This is a genomic window from Kordiimonas pumila, from assembly GCF_015240255.1.
Lineage (GTDB): Bacteria > Pseudomonadota > Alphaproteobacteria > Sphingomonadales > Kordiimonadaceae > Kordiimonas > Kordiimonas pumila.
Window position 1 is genome coordinate 884,649 of sequence record NZ_CP061205.1, and the last position, 17,318, is coordinate 901,966.

The 17,318-nt window shown below is 48.9% G+C and carries 22 protein-coding genes and 1 other RNA gene; 12 read left to right on the top strand and 11 right to left on the bottom strand.

The genetic code is table 11. The annotated features are described in order from the left end of the window. Nucleotides 1–4: 4 nt before the first annotated feature. Nucleotides 5–475: a low molecular weight protein-tyrosine-phosphatase gene (locus ICL80_RS03805; protein ID WP_194214797.1), complete on the bottom strand. Its 471-nt coding sequence runs from the start codon at nt 473–475 to the stop codon at nt 5–7. Between the two features lie 45 nt (nt 476–520). On the opposite strand from ICL80_RS03805, the gene ICL80_RS03810 reads away from it, so the two are divergent. Both ICL80_RS03810 and ICL80_RS03815 read left to right on the top strand, forming a co-directional pair. Continuing rightward, nucleotides 521–1,276: an NAD-dependent deacylase gene (locus ICL80_RS03810; RefSeq protein WP_228073798.1), complete on the top strand. Its 756-nt coding sequence runs from the start codon at nt 521–523 to the stop codon at nt 1,274–1,276. After that, nucleotides 1,276–1,575: a 4a-hydroxytetrahydrobiopterin dehydratase gene (locus ICL80_RS03815; RefSeq protein WP_228073799.1), complete on the top strand. Its 300-nt coding sequence runs from the start codon at nt 1,276–1,278 to the stop codon at nt 1,573–1,575. The genes ICL80_RS03810 and ICL80_RS03815 overlap by 1 nt, the downstream gene beginning before the upstream one ends. A 49-nt stretch (nt 1,576–1,624) precedes the next feature. Here the strand turns inward: ICL80_RS03815 and ICL80_RS03820 are convergent, their stop codons facing one another. After that, nucleotides 1,625–1,834: a cold-shock protein gene (locus tag ICL80_RS03820; protein WP_194214798.1), complete on the bottom strand. Its 210-nt coding sequence runs from the start codon at nt 1,832–1,834 to the stop codon at nt 1,625–1,627. Between the two features lie 164 nt (nt 1,835–1,998). Beyond that, nucleotides 1,999–2,913 (bottom strand): NAD(+) diphosphatase, encoded by a 915-nt coding sequence (gene nudC, locus ICL80_RS03825; protein WP_194214799.1) that lies wholly within the window; start codon nt 2,911–2,913, stop codon nt 1,999–2,001. A gap of 84 nt (nt 2,914–2,997) precedes the next feature. On the opposite strand from nudC, the gene ffs reads away from it, so the two are divergent. The 8 genes from ffs to ICL80_RS03865 all read left to right on the top strand — a co-directional run bounded on the left by ffs (nt 2,998) and on the right by ICL80_RS03865 (nt 7,694). After that, nucleotides 2,998–3,094: signal recognition particle sRNA small type (gene ffs / locus ICL80_RS03830), an RNA gene on the top strand. Nucleotides 3,095–3,226: 132 nt separating this feature from the next. Further along, nucleotides 3,227–5,035, top strand: coding sequence for a DNA polymerase III subunit gamma/tau (locus ICL80_RS03835; RefSeq protein WP_194214800.1), 1,809 nt, complete (start codon nt 3,227–3,229; stop codon nt 5,033–5,035). A 26-nt stretch (nt 5,036–5,061) separates the two neighbouring features. Beyond that, nucleotides 5,062–5,385: a YbaB/EbfC family nucleoid-associated protein gene (locus ICL80_RS03840; protein ID WP_194214801.1), complete on the top strand. Its 324-nt coding sequence runs from the start codon at nt 5,062–5,064 to the stop codon at nt 5,383–5,385. Between the two features lie 26 nt (nt 5,386–5,411). Next, nucleotides 5,412–5,909, top strand: coding sequence for an ABZJ_00895 family protein (locus ICL80_RS03845; RefSeq protein ID WP_194214802.1), 498 nt, complete (start codon nt 5,412–5,414; stop codon nt 5,907–5,909). Beyond that, nucleotides 5,890–6,192 carry a GIY-YIG nuclease family protein gene (locus tag ICL80_RS03850; protein WP_194215753.1) on the top strand — a complete coding sequence of 101 codons (303 nt, stop codon included), beginning with the start codon at nt 5,890–5,892 and terminating at the stop codon, nt 6,190–6,192. The genes ICL80_RS03845 and ICL80_RS03850 overlap by 20 nt, the downstream gene beginning before the upstream one ends. Nucleotides 6,193–6,259: 67 nt before the next feature. After that, a complete protein-coding gene (recR, locus tag ICL80_RS03855) occupies nt 6,260–6,865 on the top strand; it encodes a recombination mediator RecR (RefSeq protein WP_194214803.1) in 606 nt (201 codons plus the stop codon). A gap of 56 nt (nt 6,866–6,921) precedes the next feature. Further along, complete coding sequence (locus ICL80_RS03860) at nt 6,922–7,278, top strand: DMT family protein (protein ID WP_194214804.1); 357 nt, start codon at nt 6,922–6,924, stop codon at nt 7,276–7,278. Nucleotides 7,279–7,304: 26 nt separating this feature from the next. Beyond that, nucleotides 7,305–7,694, top strand: coding sequence for a GFA family protein (locus tag ICL80_RS03865; RefSeq protein WP_194214805.1), 390 nt, complete (start codon nt 7,305–7,307; stop codon nt 7,692–7,694). Here ICL80_RS03865 and ICL80_RS03870 read toward each other — a convergent pair. The 8 genes from ICL80_RS03870 to ICL80_RS03905 all read right to left on the bottom strand — a co-directional run bounded on the left by ICL80_RS03870 (nt 7,687) and on the right by ICL80_RS03905 (nt 14,178). Beyond that, nucleotides 7,687–8,073, bottom strand: coding sequence for a hypothetical protein (locus ICL80_RS03870; RefSeq protein ID WP_194214806.1), 387 nt, complete (start codon nt 8,071–8,073; stop codon nt 7,687–7,689). The two genes, ICL80_RS03865 and ICL80_RS03870, sit on opposite strands and share 8 nt — an antisense overlap. Before the next feature lie 158 nt (nt 8,074–8,231). Beyond that, a complete protein-coding gene (dapE, locus tag ICL80_RS03875; RefSeq protein WP_194214807.1) occupies nt 8,232–9,380 on the bottom strand; it encodes a succinyl-diaminopimelate desuccinylase in 1,149 nt (382 codons plus the stop codon). A 2-nt stretch (nt 9,381–9,382) separates the two neighbouring features. Continuing rightward, nucleotides 9,383–10,228, bottom strand: coding sequence for a 2,3,4,5-tetrahydropyridine-2,6-dicarboxylate N-succinyltransferase (gene dapD, locus ICL80_RS03880; RefSeq protein WP_194214808.1), 846 nt, complete (start codon nt 10,226–10,228; stop codon nt 9,383–9,385). 237 nt (nt 10,229–10,465) lie between these two features. Continuing rightward, entirely contained in the window at nt 10,466–11,575 is a 1,110-nt protein-coding gene (modC, locus tag ICL80_RS03885) for a molybdenum ABC transporter ATP-binding protein (protein ID WP_194214809.1), read from the bottom strand. Continuing rightward, nucleotides 11,565–12,251: a molybdate ABC transporter permease subunit gene (modB, locus tag ICL80_RS03890; RefSeq protein ID WP_194215754.1), complete on the bottom strand. Its 687-nt coding sequence runs from the start codon at nt 12,249–12,251 to the stop codon at nt 11,565–11,567. Before modB ends, modC begins: the two co-directional genes overlap by 11 nt. Nucleotides 12,252–12,263: 12 nt before the next feature. Continuing rightward, entirely contained in the window at nt 12,264–12,971 is a 708-nt protein-coding gene (modA, locus tag ICL80_RS03895; RefSeq protein WP_228073801.1) for a molybdate ABC transporter substrate-binding protein, read from the bottom strand. A 132-nt stretch (nt 12,972–13,103) separates the two neighbouring features. Continuing rightward, nucleotides 13,104–13,475, bottom strand: a complete 372-nt coding sequence (locus ICL80_RS03900) for a winged helix-turn-helix domain-containing protein (protein ID WP_194214810.1) — start codon at nt 13,473–13,475, stop codon at nt 13,104–13,106. Between the two features lie 10 nt (nt 13,476–13,485). Further along, nucleotides 13,486–14,178 (bottom strand): pyrimidine 5'-nucleotidase, encoded by a 693-nt coding sequence (locus ICL80_RS03905; protein WP_194214811.1) that lies wholly within the window; start codon nt 14,176–14,178, stop codon nt 13,486–13,488. A gap of 98 nt (nt 14,179–14,276) precedes the next feature. On the opposite strand from ICL80_RS03905, the gene ICL80_RS03910 reads away from it, so the two are divergent. Both ICL80_RS03910 and ICL80_RS03915 read left to right on the top strand, forming a co-directional pair. Continuing rightward, nucleotides 14,277–15,923 (top strand): sensor domain-containing diguanylate cyclase, encoded by a 1,647-nt coding sequence (locus tag ICL80_RS03910; protein ID WP_194214812.1) that lies wholly within the window; start codon nt 14,277–14,279, stop codon nt 15,921–15,923. Nucleotides 15,924–15,929: 6 nt separating this feature from the next. Next, nucleotides 15,930–17,195 carry a DUF2336 domain-containing protein gene (locus ICL80_RS03915; RefSeq protein WP_194214813.1) on the top strand — a complete coding sequence of 422 codons (1,266 nt, stop codon included), beginning with the start codon at nt 15,930–15,932 and terminating at the stop codon, nt 17,193–17,195. The last annotated feature ends 123 nt before the right edge of the window (nt 17,196–17,318 follow it).

Genomic DNA, 17,318 nt, shown 5'->3' on the forward strand with positions numbered 1-17,318 from the left:
TTGGTTACAAATCTTTTTGAAGTGCCGCAAGCAGCCCGTCTGCGGCATCTACTGCAGCACTGTAACATGTCTCAAAGTTTTTTGTGTGGCCGTAATAGGGGTCTGGCATTTCTGTAATAGGCAAGTGCGGCGCATAGGATAAAAACATCTTTATTTTATGCTGATACTGCGCTGGGCACAGGGCCATCAGGTCCTCATGGTTTTCATTGTCCATAGCCAAAATATAATCAAAGGTTTCGAAGTCTGTTTGTGTTACCTGCCGGGCTTTTTGTGATGAGATGTCGGCACCGTTTTTTAAGGCGGTTGCCTGTGCGCGGCTATCGGGTGCTGAACCGGCATGATAGCCAATAGTACCTGCACTGTCGATTTTCAGAGTATCTATAATACCAGCTTTGGTCGCGGCGGCCCTAAAAGCGCCTTCAGCCATAGGTGAGCGACAAATATTCCCCATGCAGACAAAAAGAACTGCCACCATTTTTTATCTCCCACTTGTACTTTTATGAATTACAGGTAGCCTATCGTGCGGGGTAGCAAAAGAGGTAGTTTGGTGTTTGAGTGGAAAACTACGTTTAAAAACGTTGTTGTGTTAACAGGAGCGGGTATTTCAGCGGAATCAGGTGTAGCAACTTTCAGAGATAATGGCGGCCTTTGGGCCGAGCATAGAATTGAAGATGTGGCAACGCCTGATGCTTTTGCAATGAACCCCGTACTGGTGCAGGATTTTTATAATAAACGCAGAGCACAACTTAAAGAAGTTGAGCCCAATGCAGGGCATCGGGCCCTTACGCGGCTGCAACAGGAACTGGATGGTAACGTGACAATTATCACCCAGAATGTGGATGATCTCCATGAACGCAGTGGCTCACATGATATTATTCATATGCACGGCGAGCTTAGAAAGGTGCGCTGCAGGGCCTGTGCGACCGTGCACCAATGGCAGGAAGATTGTTTTCAGGAAACCGCATGCCCCACGTGTGGCAGACAGGTCGTTTTAAGGCCGCATATTGTCTGGTTTGGCGAAATGCCCTTTTATATGGACCTAATCACACAGAAACTACAGGTGTGTGACCTGTTTATATCTGTTGGCACCAGTGGTAATGTGTATCCGGCGGCAGGTTTTGTAACCCATGTCCAGCAAGTGGGCCATGCTCATACTATTGAGATTAACTTGGAGTCAAGCGAAGGTGTGAGCTATTTTGCTGAAGCCCGACATGGCCGTGCGGGTGACCTGTTACCAGCTTTGATCGATGAAATATTAAGTGTAAAGGTAGCTTGATGATGCCGCGACCCATAAAACTTGAAGAGGCGGAAATTACCGCTGAGCTTAAAAAGCTTGAGGGCTGGACTTACGCTTCTGATGCAGGGGCGATTAAGCGGTCTTTCAAGTTTCGCGATTTTTCTGCTGCGTGGGCGTTCATGAGCCGTGTGGCTCTGTTGGCAGAGAAAATGGACCACCACCCTGAATGGTTTAATGTTTACAGCCGGGTTGATGTTACTTTATCGACACACGATGCCGGGGGTGTAACCAAACTTGATATTGATATGGCGGCAGCCATGGATGGGTTTTTCCCATAAAAAAAGGCCAGTAAAAAAACTGGCCTTCCTAAATCAGATCACTTGCCGATTAGTCAATCAGGCTAAGGTTCCCTGCAGAGTTACGACCGTTACGGTCAGAAACCATTTCGTAGGAAACTTTTTGATCGTCGTTCAAGCCACGGAGGCCAGCAGCTTCAACTGCTGAAATGTGAACGAACACATCGTTGCCACCATCTTCAGGCTGAATAAAACCAAAACCTTTAGTGGCGTTAAACCATTTAACTGTACCTTTAGCCATTATCTTAATATCCTCTTACGCGTATTGAAAAAAGCCGGAGAAGTTAGCGTAAGAAGGTATCTAATCAGGCATCGTTAATAACGCAGCATCGCCACGTTCGCTTTCTCTTTACCCCTATTTTATGAATAAGTATATAATATAAATACATTAATATGTAATTGTGATTATTGGTCCCGTTCTACCCAGTTGCTGATCAGATTATAGGCTATGGCAAAGGGTGGCGGCATCAGGCGCACACTTGAACCTTCTTGCATACTGTTTATAACATCCTGTTTGCTAACCCATATGGCATCTTCAAGCTCGGTCTTATCGACCGTAATATCATCGCAGTCCACCCATGCTTCAGCCCCTATCATTAGGCTTGAAGGCCACGGCCACGGCTGGCTTGCGACATATTGCACCTTAGTTACTGTTAGGTTTACTTCCTCTTTTACTTCGCGGGCAACCGCCTCTTCGAAGCTTTCCCCGGGTTCGACATAACCAGCCAGTGCTGAGTAGCGGCCTTCGGGCCAACCGTGGCCCCTGCCGAGCAGCGCTTTTTCACCGTAGTAGACCATCATGATCACAACAGGGTCTGTGCGCGGGAAGTGGCTAGTGTTGCATTTAGGGCACTTTCGTTCATATCCGGCGCGTGCAAGCGCCGATTCGGCACCGCACTTTGCACAGTAACGATGGCTTTCGTGCCATAAGAGCATGCTTTTCGCTTGGGCAATAATGGCGAGCGACGGGTGCCGCCCGTGCAGTTTGCTTGCAGCCATGCGCCCATCTATAAATATACCACTTGGAAAAAGATCGGCGAAATCAGCTTCAGAACCACTTAAGTGGGCTGCATAACAGGGTATATTGTTGTCAAAGCCTAGAAAAATGGTTGTGCTTACGGGTAAAAACCGCAGTCCGCTTGTGGGTTGCCATAAAATATCCCCCGTATGGTCAGATAGGATCTTGTCATCCGCCATAAGTGCGACTCGGGCATCGCTGCGGCGCATAAGCTCGCCGAATACTTCAGGATCACTGCGTAAATGGTCTGCCCTGTCTAGGGGGTTGCCTGAAAATACGGTTTCTATTGCGGCAAGGGGCATGAAATTCTCCGTTTTTACCTAGCATATGAACTAGTGCGAAAGGAAAGGTCTTGCAAGTGCGGCCTAAAATAGCCATATAGGCGGCGGGAGTGCCGGCGGACATTCCGCTCGCCAACCCGGTCAGGTCCGAAAGGAAGCAGCCGTAACGAGTTGTGCATGGGTCGTTTTGGCCCTCCCACCCTTTACCTTGTGTCAGGTAATTTCTTTCCCGGTATTCAGTATGTGAAAAAATCACCCTTGGGGTGGTAAAGGCCTTTTCCCGCCCGGCTGTTCCTGCTAGTCATGATGGGGCGCTGTAAGGAGATAAAAGCACATGGCTAACACAGGTGAAAATCAGGAATACAGGGTTCTGGCGCGCAAGTACCGCCCGGCAGACTTTGACACCCTGATTGGACAAGAAGCGATGGTGCGCACTTTGTCGAACGCGATTGACAGTGGCCGCCTTGCCCATGCTTTTATTATGACCGGCGTTAGGGGGGTTGGTAAAACCACCACGGCGCGAATCATCGCCAAAGCGTTGAACTGTACGGCGCATGACGGTCCCACCATCAACCCGTGCGGTGTGTGCAATAACTGCCGTTCTATTGCCGAATCGCGCCATGTTGACGTGCTGGAGATGGATGCGGCATCGCGCACCGGGGTGGATGATATCCGCGAGATTATCGAAAGTGTCAGGTATGCGCCTGTTTCTGCGCGCTACAAGATTTATATTATCGATGAAGTGCACATGCTCTCGAAAAATGCCTTCAATGCGCTTCTCAAAACGCTGGAAGAGCCACCAGAGCATGTGAAATTTATTTTTGCGACTACCGAGATCAGGAAATTGCCTGTTACGGTGCTATCGCGCTGTCAGCGGTTTGACCTGAAACGGGTGGATGCCAGTGTGCTTGTGACACACCTTGCAACACTGGTTGAAAAAGAAGGTAGTAAGGCGGAAGACGGCGCCCTGAAATTAATCGCTCGTGCGGCGGAAGGGTCTGTTCGTGACAGTCTTTCCCTTCTGGACCAAGCGATTGCCCACGGCGCGGGGGATGTAACCGAAGCTCAGGTGCGAGATATGCTTGGCCTTGCCGACCGCGCACAAGTGCTGGATCTGTTCGAGCTGCTCATGAAGGGTGATATTGCCCCGGCGCTTGATACCCTTCGGGCACAGTATGATAGCGGCGCAGACCCGGCTGTTATATTGAGTGACCTGCTGGAGGTGTCGCACTGGCTAACACGCTTGAAGGTAACGCCAGATAGCGGTGCGGATACACTGGTGTCTGAGGCCGAGAAAACCCTTGGCAGCAAGATGGCAGAAACCCTTTCCATGGCGCATCTGACGCGGGCATGGCAAATGCTTCTTAAAGGATTGGGTGAGGTTAAAAACGCCCCAAGCCCGATCGCCGCTGCTGAAATGGTGCTTATCCGGCTTGCCTATGCAGCAAACCTGCCATCCCCTGCTGACCTTGTTAAACAGCTGCAGGATAATGGCGGCGCTGGTGCGCCGGCGGGCGGTGGTACGCCGCGTGGTGGTGCGGGTGGCGGCGGCACTGTAACAGCCATTGGCCGTACAGCACCCGGTATGCAGGGCGCGCCGTCTGGCGCATCCGCCGTGCAGCGTTCTGCCGATGTAATCGCATTAAGGCAGGATAGCAATATCAGTGATCACGCCGCGCAGCCCATGCCGGTAAGCTTTGAAAAGCTGGTAGACCTGTTTCATGCCATGAAAGAACCAACCCTTGCGGTTGCCTTGAAAGACCATGTGCGGCTGGTAAACTACCGCCCCGGCTTTCTGGAGATAAACACCACGCGCCAGATGCGGCCAGACTTTATCATGCAGGTTAAAAACTGCCTGAAACTGTGGACCGGGGCCGAATGGCAAATCACTATCAGCCGGTCTGAGGGTGAGGAAACAATACGCAGTCAGGAAGTGGCGCGAGATCAAAAGCGCAAGGATGAAGCACTGGCGGAACCGATTGTGAAAGCATTTCTGAGCTATTTCCCCGATGCTGAAATGCTGGCAGTACGCGATAGTCGCAGTGACGACCCTGATATGGTGGAGATTCCAGCGGGTGCAGAAGATGCTGACCTTGATTACAGCGATGATGCACCGAGCGAAATGGGCGATTTTGATTTTTAGAATATGTGGATACGGAGTAAAGCGGCATGAAAAACCTAACCGAAATGCTGAAAAAAGCGCAGGAAATGCAGGCCAAAATGGGCGATATGCAGGCAGAACTTGCAGGCTTTGAAATAGAAGGCGTTGCAGGCGCGGGCCTTGTGAAGGTGGTGTTAACCGGGCAGGGCGACCTGAAAAGCGTGTCGATTGACCCCAGCCTTTTCAGTGCGGAAGAAAAAGACGTGGTTGAAGACCTGATTGTGGCCGCCCACGCGCAGGCAAAAGCCAAAGTGGCAGACGCCGCCGCTGAGCATATGAAAAGCCTGACCGGCGGCATGGAATTGCCACCCGGCTTTAAAATGCCGTTTTAAATATAGCAAATAGACTGGGGGATTGAATGATTGGGGAATTCACAAAGGCTCATGGGCCAGAAGTAGGGTTTATTAAGCGTTCTATGATAGTCTATATAGGTGTTTATACCCTTGCCACGGTAGTATTCATAGCGGCACAGATAATCTTTGACTTCAATATGAAGTATGTGGACGGAATTGTCACATTATACACTGCAGGCTTTTTGTCAGGGTCTTTTGCAGTAAAACGTGTTCAGAGAATGCTGCTAAAAGAAGAGCGTACACAATTAATTATTGGATGTTTGTCCCTATCATGCTTACTACAATTATTAGTCACGTATATTGTATTGAATTTTCATATAGTTGGTGATGGTAAGGATATCATTAGCATGCTTGGTTCATTACCTGTATTGCTACTAGTGGCCGTTTTATCATTTTTATTTTTAATTTATTTTTTAATCATTTCGCGTGCAATTGCCTTAGGAGCTAAAGCGCAGTTTGCGAATATTGAGAAAAGAAATAGTTCTGAAAAAGCAGACGTATAATTACCCCTGCTTTGTTTACGTGCTGGCGTCAGTGGGGGCTGAAAAGCCGACGACGTATGTTGGCTGGACGGTGGATTTAAACAAGCGTCTTTTGGCACACAATGCCGGCACAGGTGCCAAATCAACACGTGGGCGGCAGTGGGCTATTATTCACAGCGAAGCGTTTAAAACCCGGTGCGAGGCCATGAGCCGTGAATGGCACTTGAAACGCGACCGAAAATTGCGCAAAAGTCTTTTGGAAACATATTTGAAAGCTCAAGGGCTAAAAAACAGTTTGTTATGATGTCACTCTGTCGCTTGACCTATGGATACAGGGGTCAAGTCCCGGTATGACAATGAAAAGGTAGCGTATGCCCCGTTCGCACGGCAGTGAAATTGATACACTTATCCAGCTTCTCGCCAAACTGCCGGGACTTGGGCCGCGCTCTGCCAGGCGGTCTGCCTTACAGCTTCTGAAAAAACGCGACAGCGTTATGGTGCCGCTTGCAAACGCGCTGATTGGTGTGGCGGATAAAATTCAGATATGCGACGTGTGCAGCAACATAGATACCCATAACCCTTGCCATGTGTGCGAAGACTTGCGCCGTGACCGCAAAACAGTGTGTGTGGTGGAAGATGTAGCAGACCTATGGGCGCTTGACCGCAGCGAGACATACCGGGGGCTTTACCATATTCTGGGCGGCACCCTTTCTGCGCTTGACGGTATCGGCCCTGATGATTTGAACATCACGTCCTTGCTTACGCGGGTTGAAAGCGACGGGGTTGAGGAAGTGATCCTTGCCCTTAATGCCACCGTTGACGGCCAGACAACCAGCCACTATCTCGCTGAACGGCTGGCAGTGCTGGGGGTTAAAATAACCGCGCTTGCTCACGGCCTGCCTGTAGGCGGCGAGCTGGATTATCTGGATGATGGTACTTTGGCAGCGGCCCTCAGGGCGCGGGGTGCGGTTAGCTAGGTTTCTGATATTTAAAAGGGTACCACCGTTTGGTGATGTTTTCGGGAGTGTTTTTCATGCCGTTACCGCTTCAGTTATGCCTGCCTGTTATTTTACTGTTTCTCTCAAATATTTTCATGACTTATGCATGGTATGGGCATTTGAAAACACCTGAAAAGGCCTTGCCGCTTGTCATCCTTGCATCATGGGGCATTGCCTTCATTGAATACTGCTTTGTGGTGCCTGCGAACCGTATGGGGTACGGGCTTTATTCAGCGGTGGAATTGAAAACCATTCAAGAAGTGCTAACCCTGATTGTCTTTAGTGGGTTTGCTGTTTTTTATCTGGGCGAGAAAATAACCTATCACCATATTATTGGGTTTGCCTTCATTGCCCTTGGTGCCTATTTTATTTTCAATGCTCCGAAGAGCTGAAATTGTATTGAGTGACAGGACTGACCATGCAGAAAGAACAGAAAAAAGTTACCCATAAAGGTGGGTGCCACTGCGGCGCTGTGCGGTTTGAGGTGGCAGCACCAGCAGAGATAGAGGTGCTCGCCTGCAATTGCAGCATATGTAATAAAGTCGGCTTTTTGCATCTGATAGCAACGGCGGATGATTTTAAGATCACGAAAGGCGAGGATAAGCTGACAGAATACCGGTTTAACACAGGTACAGCGCGGCACCTGTTTTGTTCTGTGTGCGGGGTAAAATCTTTTTATATACCACGCAGCCACCCTGACGGATGGTCAGTGAATGCGCGCTGCCTTGATATGGATACGGTGGAAAAAACAACAATCACAGATTATGACGGTGCCAACTGGGAAGCCAGTATCCACAAAATTACATAGCGTGTGAAAGCGCAAAACCGGTTGGAACTGTCCTTGCATCAAGCTCCTGCCGTGGTCTGGCAGGGGTTACTGTGCTTTCGGTGATAGCACCCAGCGACCCAAAAACAACAATCTGGGTCTCTTCATCAAAGTTAATAAAGCTGAAATCACCTGTATAGGATGTGTCAAAGGTTTTAAATTCAAGCTCAGCTTTTTCCTGAAACTGGGCTGAAAACTTCAGAAAGACAGATTCCTGCACATTGGTATTGAAGATTTTACCAGCCGCCACCAGCAATCCTTCGTTATAGCGGTTAAACGAAACGTCAGATTTACTCATGCGCCCGATATATTGTCTATCAGACCCATCTTTTAGCAGATAAATATCAACAACTTTTGTCATGATGCATAATCTCCCGTAAGCAGAGCAACGCGTACTTTCATTAAACTCTATACTGAACAAGATATATGTGATGACGCGCACGTTCTGCCATGTGCGGCTTCATATGCAACTATAAGGGCAGTATCTTACTTTCTGGTTAACGCTGTAAGATAATATCTTTAGGCTAGGATTGTTTCAATCACACTCTGGTAAATTGCAGTTAAAGTTGTGATATCCTCAACAGCGACATGCTCGTCTGTTTTGTGCATGGTGGCTCCCACAAGGCCAAACTCAACCACAGGGCACATATCCTTGATAAAGCGGGCATCAGAGGTGCCACCAGTTGTGGACAGTTCTGGCGTACGGCCTGTGTGTTTGTGGATCGCTTTTGTAATAGCGTCAGACAGTAGGCCTTTTTCAGTGAGGAAACTATCGCCAGATACCCACCAGTTAATATCGTAAGGCACACCAGCCCGGTCCATGCGGCGTATGAGTTCGGCCTGCAGGCTTGTCGGGCTGTATTCATTATTAAAGCGCACGTTAAAGCGGGCGTGGGCTTCGGCGGGAATTATATTGTCACTTTCATTACCAACCTGAAGGTTTACGACTTCAAGGTTTGAGGGCTGGAAGCGATCGTTCCCGGCATCAAGCGGCTCTTTATTAAGTTCGGTTAGAATCTTAACTAAATCGGGAATGGGGTTATGGGCCCTGTCAGGATAGGCAACATGGCCCTGTATGCCCTGAACCGCAATCATGCCGTGCAGGCTGCCGCGCCGGCCTACTTTTACCATCTGGCCAATCTCGGCAGGGTTTGTGGGTTCGCCCACCAGACAGTGGTCGATGCTTTCGCCGTTTTGCTGCATCCATTCCAGCACTTTTCGCGTACCGTTAATTGCCGGGCCTTCTTCGTCACCTGTTATCAGGAAGGATAGCGACCCTTTTTGAGGCATGCCTTTTTCAGTTAAAAAGCCAGAAACAGCACAGACAAAAGCTGCAATCGCTGATTTCATGTCAGAGGCGCCGCGCCCCCATAACTGACCGTCTTTTATGGTGCCCGCGAAGGGGTCGACCGACCAGCCTTTTGTAGACCCAACCGGGACTACATCTGTGTGGCCAGCAAAACAAAAATTGGGTGCCGTGTTTCCAAGGCGTGCATACAGGTTTGGGACAGGTGCTGTGCCCGGTTCTTCAAATATAAGTTTATGGCAGGTGAAGCCAAACCCCGTGAGTGTTTCTGCAAGCAGATCAAGCGCATCACCCTTGTCGGGTGTTACGCTTTCGTGGCGGATAAGAGCTTGTGACAGCTCAACGGGGTCCAGTGCGGCCAAAATCAATCTCTCAGCAGTTCGTTGATGGAAGTTTTAGAGCGGGTGCGTTCATCAACACGTTTTACAATAACGGCGCAGTAAAGGCTTGGGCCAGGTGTGCCGTCAGGCAGTGGTTTGCCGGGTAGGTTGCCTGATACCACAACGCTGTAGGCTGGTACCCTGCCCACAAAAACTTCACCAGTGGCGCGGTCAATAATTTTGGTAGAAGCGCCGAGATAAACCCCCATTGAAAGCACGGAGCCTTCTTCGACAACAACGCCTTCTGCTACTTCGGCACGGGCGCCGATAAAGCAGTTATCTTCAATAATAACCGGGCCGGCCTGAAGGGGTTCGAGTACGCCGCCGATACCAACACCGCCTGAAAGGTGTACGTTTGCACCAATCTGGGCACAGCTGCCCACTGTTGTCCATGTGTCCACCATTGTGCCTTCGCCGACATAAGCGCCTAAGTTTACAAAAGAGGGCATCAGGACAGCGCCTTTTGCAATGTGGGCTGATTTCCTAACAATAGAGCCGGGTACGGCACGGAAACCGGCGGTCGCAAAATCGCTTGCGCTCCAGCCGGTAAATTTGCTTGGCACTTTGTCCCACCAGCTTGTGTTTTCGCCCGGTCCGCCCGCGATCATTTCCATGTCGTTTAATCTGAACGAGAGCAGAACAGCCATTTTAAGCCACTGATGTACAGTCCAGTTGCCATTTTCCTTACTGGCGACGCGCAGTTTACCGCTGTCGAGCAGGTTAAGGGCTTCATTAACCGCTTCACGTATTTCACCTGTTGTTGCCGCACTAATGGTATCGCGGTTTTCAAAGGCTTTGGTGATAATGGTTTCTAGGTCTGTATAACTCATGGAACATCTCTGCTTTATTAGGGTTCAGCAAAATTTTGTGCACCATAGCGCCCCATACGTGCAAGTCAATTCGTGTGGGGTATAAAACCATTACTTTTTTCACGCAAAATGACGGATACTATTTATCATAACGCCGATAATATCTGCTAATTGTATTATCATCATGTATGGAATGTGGCGGCAGTATGGCATACAGTATGGCCAGCTCCAAGCAGAATGCGGCCTGTAATATTCTGCTTAATCAAGAGTTGCGCCGCCAAAAGACATGCTTTTTACCAGCGCAAAAATCTGTTTGCCGGTTTCAAGAGCAAGGTCGTGGTAAGCGTCGTTTGTTATCTGTGATCTTATATGGCTGCCGTCTATATCAATTAACAATTCAACCAGCGCAGAATTTGCCTCGCTGTTAATGTCGATGATTGTGCCGGCAAGAATGTTACGGATACTGATACCCACAGGTTTTTGGGTGGCTACGGCAACATCGCGCGCTCGAATACGCAGCATAACGTCGCTGCCGACCGGGGCATCAATTAGGGGAGTACAGACCATCTGATTACCCATTTTCATGTGGGAAAGCTTTGATGGTATAGTGTGGCTAACGATAGTGGCTTTTACCATCACGCTGGTTTCAAATCTGCCAGCAGGGGGTTCAAAATCAAGGCGTTCAAAAACCTCTCTGGCGGGACCTTCTGCCTGTTTTTGACCACCAGATATGAGCACCATATGATCTGCCAAACGGCTGACCTCGGCAAAATCATGGCTAACATATAGAATGGGAATGGAAAGTTCTTTGTGCAGGGTTTCAAAATAGGAAAGCACTTCTTCCCGACTTTTTTGATCGAGCGCAGAAAGTGGTTCATCCATAAGCAGAAGGCTTGGGTTGCTGAGCAGTGCGCGCCCCACGGCAACGCGCTGGCGCTCGCCGCCCGAAAGGGTGAGGGGGGAACGATCAAGCAGTTTGCCAATACGGAGCAGGCCTGTAATATCTTCGAGCTTTAAGGCGGTTTTGGAATGTGTTTTGTGTGTGCGCTTAGCACCGTACAAAAGGTTTTGTCTTACTGACAAATGCGGGAAAAGGCTGGCTTCCTGAAACACATAGCCGATAGGGCGTTTGTGAGCAGGCAGAAAAATATTTTGGGCACTATCCTGCCAAAAATCCCCTTCAACGCACAAGCTGCCTTCCAGTTTATGCAGGCCAGCAACCGCGCGCAGAATTGTGGTTTTACCGCTACCTGAGGCCCCAAACAGGGCTGTAATGCCAGTGGTGGGCATGTCGAAGGCGATATCAATGCTAAACCCACCTATGGTGCCATTGAAAGCAGCTTTGATGGTGGTTTCTTTATTTGTCATGTTTGTACCCAAGGCGCTTTTCCAGCGTCATAACGGCGAAAATAACAAGGAATGAGAACACCAGCATGCCACCAGCCAGCATATGGGCTGGTGCCCACTGCAAGGTTTCTACATAATCATATATAGCTACGGATAGAACCTTGGTTTCCCCCAGAATGTTGCCGCCAATCATTAGAACGACGCCGAACTCGCCTACTGTATGCGTGAACCCAAGCACTGCTCCTGTTAAAAAGCCTGACCGTGCAAGCGGTACCGCAACTGTCCAGAAGGTGTCCCAGGGGCTGGCGCGCAGTGTGGCGGCTACTTCAAAAGGCCTGTTTCCTATGGCCTCAAACGCGTTTCTAATAGGCTGTACTACAAAGGGCATTGAATAAAATACGGATCCAACCACCAGCCCTTCAAAGGTAAAGGCAAGGGACCGGCTGCCATAAAGGCCAGCCAGCCAGCCACCGGGGCCATTGGGGCCTAGTGCCATTAGGAGATAAAACCCCAGAACGGTTGGAGGCAGAACAAGCGGCAGGGCCACAACGGCGGCGATAGCCTCTTTCCACTTAGCGTTTGAGCGTGCCAGCCACCAAGCGATTGGAGTACCAACTACAAGCAGGATAAGGGTGGTAAGCGAGGCCAGCTTAAGGGTGAGCAGGATAGGCGACCATATGTCAAAAGTATCAGCCAGAAGCCTAACCCCCTAGTTGCTAGCGGAACCGTAGCCATACTTTTCTTTTACAGCAAGGGCGCTTGGGCCTTTGAGAAAAGAAAGGAAGGCTTTGGCCGCCTCGTTATTTTTGCCACGCTTTAATAAAACAGCGTTTTGGACAATAACAGAATAGAGGTTTTCTGGTACAATCCAGCGCGAGCCATTACGGTGCCCGGCAATTTGAGAGAGGGCAACAAAGCCAATATCAGCATTTTCCGTGTGCACAAACTGGTATGTTTGGGCAATGTTAGTGCCTTGCACGATCTTGCTTTCAACCTTGTCGAAAATGCCGAGTGCTTTCATGGTTTCCACGGCTGCGGCACCGTAGGGTGCTGTCAGAGGGTTACCAATGGCAATTTTATGAATATCAGGATTGGTTAAGCTGTTTGCAGTTAAGGTTTGATCAGGCTTCATGCTGAACAGTGCAATTTTACCAGTGGCATATGTGAACAGGCTGGCACTATCTGCCAAACCGGCATCAACGGCTTTTTGTGGGCGGGCGGCGTCGGCCGCTAAAAATACATCAAAAGGAGCTTCCTGAGTGATCTGGGTATAAAGCTGCCCGGTGGAACCAAAACTGAAGAGCACCTTGTGCCCGGTCTCCCTTTCAAAAGCTGCCCCAATTTCTTTTGCTGCTGCTGTAAAGTTAGCAGCAACGGCTACCCGTGTTTCTGCGGCATGTACGGGGTTTATACCCATGGCAAAAAAGCCGGTACATGTAAGCATCGTGTAAAAAATTTGGCGAAACTTATGAAATGTCAACGCGGCACATCCGATATATTTTATAAAACATATCGAAATAGGTATTATGTATAACGCAGGCTGTCAATTCTATTTGTGGGCGGGTTGCTTGCTAGCAAGGCCGGGAAATGCATTGGCTTTTTCTGCCACGGCCTGTGCTGCTGAATGTTGCATATCTCTAAAGTAGTTGAGAACAGTTTCACCAAGCGCTGTAACGGTTGCGCCGCCTTTGGTTGCACCGCCTTTTTGTTTTTCTACAAGCGGTGAGGTAAAGCAATTATTCATCGTTTCCACAAGTAGCCAGGCACGTTTATAGCTCATGCCCATTGCGCGGCCAGCAGCAGCAATAGAACCGGTTTTCTGGATTTGTGAGAGCAGTTCAGCCTTGCCGGGGCCAAAGGCAATGTCATCCCCCGCCATAATGCGTAATTTGAGGGAATAGTGTTTGTTGGCGGTGCTCATGACATGGTCTTTATCTTATTACAAAATCAGTTAGCCAGTCAGAAAGGCTTGTGGTTTCTGCGTGAATAATAGCAGGGTCATGACCAATTTTACCCCATTTACTGCCCGTATCAATCCATACTGTTGCCATGCCCATTTCATGCGCGGGTTTCAGGTTTCTTGCCATATCTTCAAACATTACGGCTTCTTCGGGTTTTACACCGTGATCGCGAATGAACTTTTCATACACTTCGGGCATTGGCTTTGGGTTCAGGTCTGCGGCAATAATATCAAAAATACCATCAAACAGGTCTTCAATGCCAAGCTGCTTTATTACCTTTTCACTGTAAAGTTTATCAGCATTGGTAAAGATCAGTTTTTTGCCGTCCAGTTTTTGAATCGCAGCCCTAAGTTTTGGATTAGGCTGAATAGGCGAAAAATCTATATCATGAACCCGCTCAAGATAATCTACCGGGTTAACCTTATAGTTTGCCATCAATCCCTTTAGCGTGGTGCCGTGATCAACCAGATACTGTTTTTGCACCTTGCGGGCGGCCACAGGGTCTAGCCCTAGAAAGCTTTCTACATAGCTGCCAATGTTGCGGTCGATTTGGCTGAATAGGTCACATTCTGCCGCATACAAGGTGTTGTCGAGGTCGAATACCCATGTTGCACGGTGTGATTCGAAGACAGGGTGATAGGGAGATTGTATATTTTTCTGCATAATGGCCATACTAATAAAGCCGAACCTTTATTAAATCTACTTTAATAAACCATGACGTAGACTTATGGTCAGGGCTTACTAGGGGTGTGCTGTATATTATGAACTTAAATCCGCTTAAAAAGATACTACGTAAGCCGGTGGCGCTGATGGAAGCGGATACACCCGTTATTGCAGTTGATGGATCAGATACTGTTACGGATCAAAGCCGAAAAGCTACAGAGCTTGCCGCGCTTTGGGAGGCAGGCAATTCGGATCTTAAAAGTTTGGTGAAAAAGGTACGCCTTTCCGGTGTGCCTGCAGAAGCCCGTATTCAGGGTAACGGCGGTGTTCGGTTATGGGTGGTCGCTGTTGTAGAAGCTGGCGTAGTCTTGGTCCTTGCACATGACACTACGATGCCAGACCAGATGCTCGAAGCGCTTATTGAAAGCCGTAGTTTGCTGAAAAGCCTGCTTGATTCAGCAGCGGATTTTTCTTTCGAGGTTGATGGGCGCGAACGGTTTAGGTTTGTATCACCAAAGGATGCATTTGGTCAGGATGCAGAAAAATGGGCAGGGCAATATGCGGGTGATATTTTCTGGCCAAATGGTAACCCGCCTGCAAGAAACCCGTTTGCTTGTTACAAAGCGCAAGTTCTGGAATCTGTCCCGGTAGACATTGCAGGCCAGAAGAAAAGCCTGCAATTTTCTGTCAGCCCGGTGCTGGATAGTAAGGGCAATTTTATGGGTGTGCGCGGAAGCTGCCGAGATGTAACAGAGACAGTTATTGCAGCCCGCCAAACCCGACAGGATAATCTGCGATTAACCGTGCAGCAAAAAATAATGCATATCCTGAATGCGACTGAAAACGCACAAGAACTGCTTGATCGGGCATCACAGGAACTGGTTGATTTCCTGCGTGCTGACCTTGTTTGGTTTGTGATGCAGTATAATGACAGGCTCATGCCTGCCGCTATTTGCGGCGAGGGGGAGTATATCCCTGATGTAGATAGCATATGGAAACATCTGTCTGATGCAGGTGCGGGCGTCCATGAAATTGAGGCCGAGGACCGTACACATATAGCGCTGCGGCTTGATCAGGGTCTCAATAGTGTTGGTATGGTTATAATTAGCCGCGATACGGGTGTGAGCCCGTGGTCTGGCTTGGAAATCCAGCTTTTGGAAGCGGTGGGCGATATTCTGGCTGTCGCATTTGGCAAAGCGCAGTTAATCGAGCGGCTATACCGGCTTTCCGGCAAAGATGAGTTAACCGATATTTTAAACCGTAGGGCATTAGCTGAAGTTGTTGAACGACGACTGTCACACCATGCCCGTATGGGTAGCAGTGGCTGCCTTTTGTTCATTGACCTTGATAATTTCAAAGAAGTGAACGACACATTGGGCCATAGCGCAGGGGACGAAGCTATTAGGCTTGTGGCGAAGCGGCTGGAGGAGATTATACGGTCTAGTGATGTGGCAGGCAGGTTTGGAGGCGACGAATTTGTTGTCTGGCTTGAAGGCGCAGATGCAGATATTGCGCAGAGGAAAGCAACTCTTATTCTTGAGGCCATGCCTGCTATTCGGGAAAAACTTGGAAAAGCTGATTTGCAGCTCGCTGCGTCTATAGGCATATGCCAGTCTATGCCGGGGGTGGATTTAAAATTCACAGACCTGACAAAAAGAGCTGATGAAGCCCTTTACGAAGTGAAGAAAGCAGGCAAGAATAATATTGCGTTTGCGCCTTTGCCAAACAGTATTTCAGGGGATTAGGGTTTGATGCTGGAAAAATTGAAAGCGATGATGGGGGGCAATAAGGCACTTCCTGAGGTGCTCAGCAAAGATGACGAGCAACTTATCCTTAAAAAAGGATCGGAAAAACAGAAAGAACAGCTGGCCGGGCGCCGCGATGCAAGGCCTGAGGTACTTTATTTTCTGGCTGAAGATAAATCAGATGCTGTTCGTAAAGCGATTGCTCAAAACCCTTCCACACCGCCGCAGGCTGATGCCTTGTTGAAGGATGATAATAATGTCGAGGTACGCGCCGAACTTGCTCGTAAAATTGGGCGATTGGTACCGGGCCTGCCAGAAGATGAACGGAAAGCCCTACGCGAGAAAGCAATCAGCGTTATGGAAGCCTTGGCACAAGATCAACTTCCTAAAATTAGGGCCATTATTGCAGAAGAGATTAAAAGCTCCGCGACTGTTCCAAAACATATTATTGATAAACTTGCCCGTGATGTTGAGGACATTGTTTGTGGGCCAATTTTAGAATATTCCCCGCTTTTGAACGATGATGATCTGCGCGAAATAATAGCTGCAGGTGTATCGAGCGGCGCTCTTGCTGCTATTGCTAGCAGAAAGGCGGTTTCGGCTGAGGTTTCTGATGATATTGCGGCCAGCCTTGAGGTGCCTGCTATTGCGGCACTACTAACAAATAAAAATGCCCAGATACGGGAAGATACACTCGACCAGATAATAACACAGGCCGAATCTGTCGAAAGCCTTCACAAACCGCTCGCTTTACGGCCAGAGTTATCGATCAGGGCGATGAAAAGGATTGCAGGCTTTGTGGCCTCTGCACTTGTTCATGCCATGATGGACCAGGCAGACCTTGAGGAAGATCAGGCAGAAGAACTTTTAGACCGAGTGCGGGAGCGCTTGCAGGGTGAGAAGGTTGCCGATGAGGAAGAGGCCAAACTCGCCCAGACGGCGATGGATTATTTCAGGCGCGGGATGCTGGATGATGCTTTTATCAAGGAACAGATTGATAAAAACAGACGTGAGCTTTTAATACAGTGCCTTGCTGTGCTGGCTGACCTGACCGCAGATACAGTGCGGCAGATTATTCATTCCAAAAGTGGCCGAGCGGTTACGGCCCTTGCATGGAAAGCGAACCTTAAAATGCGAACGGCCTATGATATTCAAACGCGGCTTGCCCTTGTGCCGACTGCACAGTTGCTGAGTGCAAAAGACGGCACTAAATATCCGATCAGTGATAACGAACTGGAATGGCACCTCAGCTATTTTGTGGACCAAAGTTAATTTGGGACCTCATAATATTTCTGTATTAGCTCGCCTATAAAGCACTGGTAAAAAGGACATTATAACAACTTTGCATTTTAAAGGCGTAGCAAACCAATTGCCATGCCTTTAAGAGTAGTTTTA

Coding starts and splice junctions, on each gene's coding strand:
- ICL80_RS03805 (WP_194214797.1), bottom strand. CDS start 475: ATGGTGGCAGTTCTTTTTGTCTGCATGGGGAATATTTGTCGCTCACCT.
- ICL80_RS03815 (WP_228073799.1), top strand. CDS start 1,276: ATGATGCCGCGACCCATAAAACTTGAAGAGGCGGAAATTACCGCTGAG.
- ICL80_RS03820 (WP_194214798.1), bottom strand. CDS start 1,834: ATGGCTAAAGGTACAGTTAAATGGTTTAACGCCACTAAAGGTTTTGGT.
- nudC (WP_194214799.1), bottom strand. CDS start 2,913: ATGCCCCTTGCCGCAATAGAAACCGTATTTTCAGGCAACCCCCTAGAC.
- ICL80_RS03835 (WP_194214800.1), top strand. CDS start 3,227: ATGGCTAACACAGGTGAAAATCAGGAATACAGGGTTCTGGCGCGCAAG.
- ICL80_RS03840 (WP_194214801.1), top strand. CDS start 5,062: ATGAAAAACCTAACCGAAATGCTGAAAAAAGCGCAGGAAATGCAGGCC.
- ICL80_RS03845 (WP_194214802.1), top strand. CDS start 5,412: ATGATTGGGGAATTCACAAAGGCTCATGGGCCAGAAGTAGGGTTTATT.
- recR (WP_194214803.1), top strand. CDS start 6,260: ATGCCCCGTTCGCACGGCAGTGAAATTGATACACTTATCCAGCTTCTC.
- ICL80_RS03860 (WP_194214804.1), top strand. CDS start 6,922: ATGCCGTTACCGCTTCAGTTATGCCTGCCTGTTATTTTACTGTTTCTC.
- ICL80_RS03865 (WP_194214805.1), top strand. CDS start 7,305: ATGCAGAAAGAACAGAAAAAAGTTACCCATAAAGGTGGGTGCCACTGC.
- ICL80_RS03870 (WP_194214806.1), bottom strand. CDS start 8,073: ATGACAAAAGTTGTTGATATTTATCTGCTAAAAGATGGGTCTGATAGA.
- dapD (WP_194214808.1), bottom strand. CDS start 10,228: ATGAGTTATACAGACCTAGAAACCATTATCACCAAAGCCTTTGAAAAC.
- modC (WP_194214809.1), bottom strand. CDS start 11,575: ATGACAAATAAAGAAACCACCATCAAAGCTGCTTTCAATGGCACCATA.
- modA (WP_228073801.1), bottom strand. CDS start 12,971: ATGGGTATAAACCCCGTACATGCCGCAGAAACACGGGTAGCCGTTGCT.
- ICL80_RS03900 (WP_194214810.1), bottom strand. CDS start 13,475: ATGAGCACCGCCAACAAACACTATTCCCTCAAATTACGCATTATGGCG.
- ICL80_RS03905 (WP_194214811.1), bottom strand. CDS start 14,178: ATGCAGAAAAATATACAATCTCCCTATCACCCTGTCTTCGAATCACAC.
- ICL80_RS03910 (WP_194214812.1), top strand. CDS start 14,277: ATGAACTTAAATCCGCTTAAAAAGATACTACGTAAGCCGGTGGCGCTG.
- ICL80_RS03915 (WP_194214813.1), top strand. CDS start 15,930: ATGCTGGAAAAATTGAAAGCGATGATGGGGGGCAATAAGGCACTTCCT.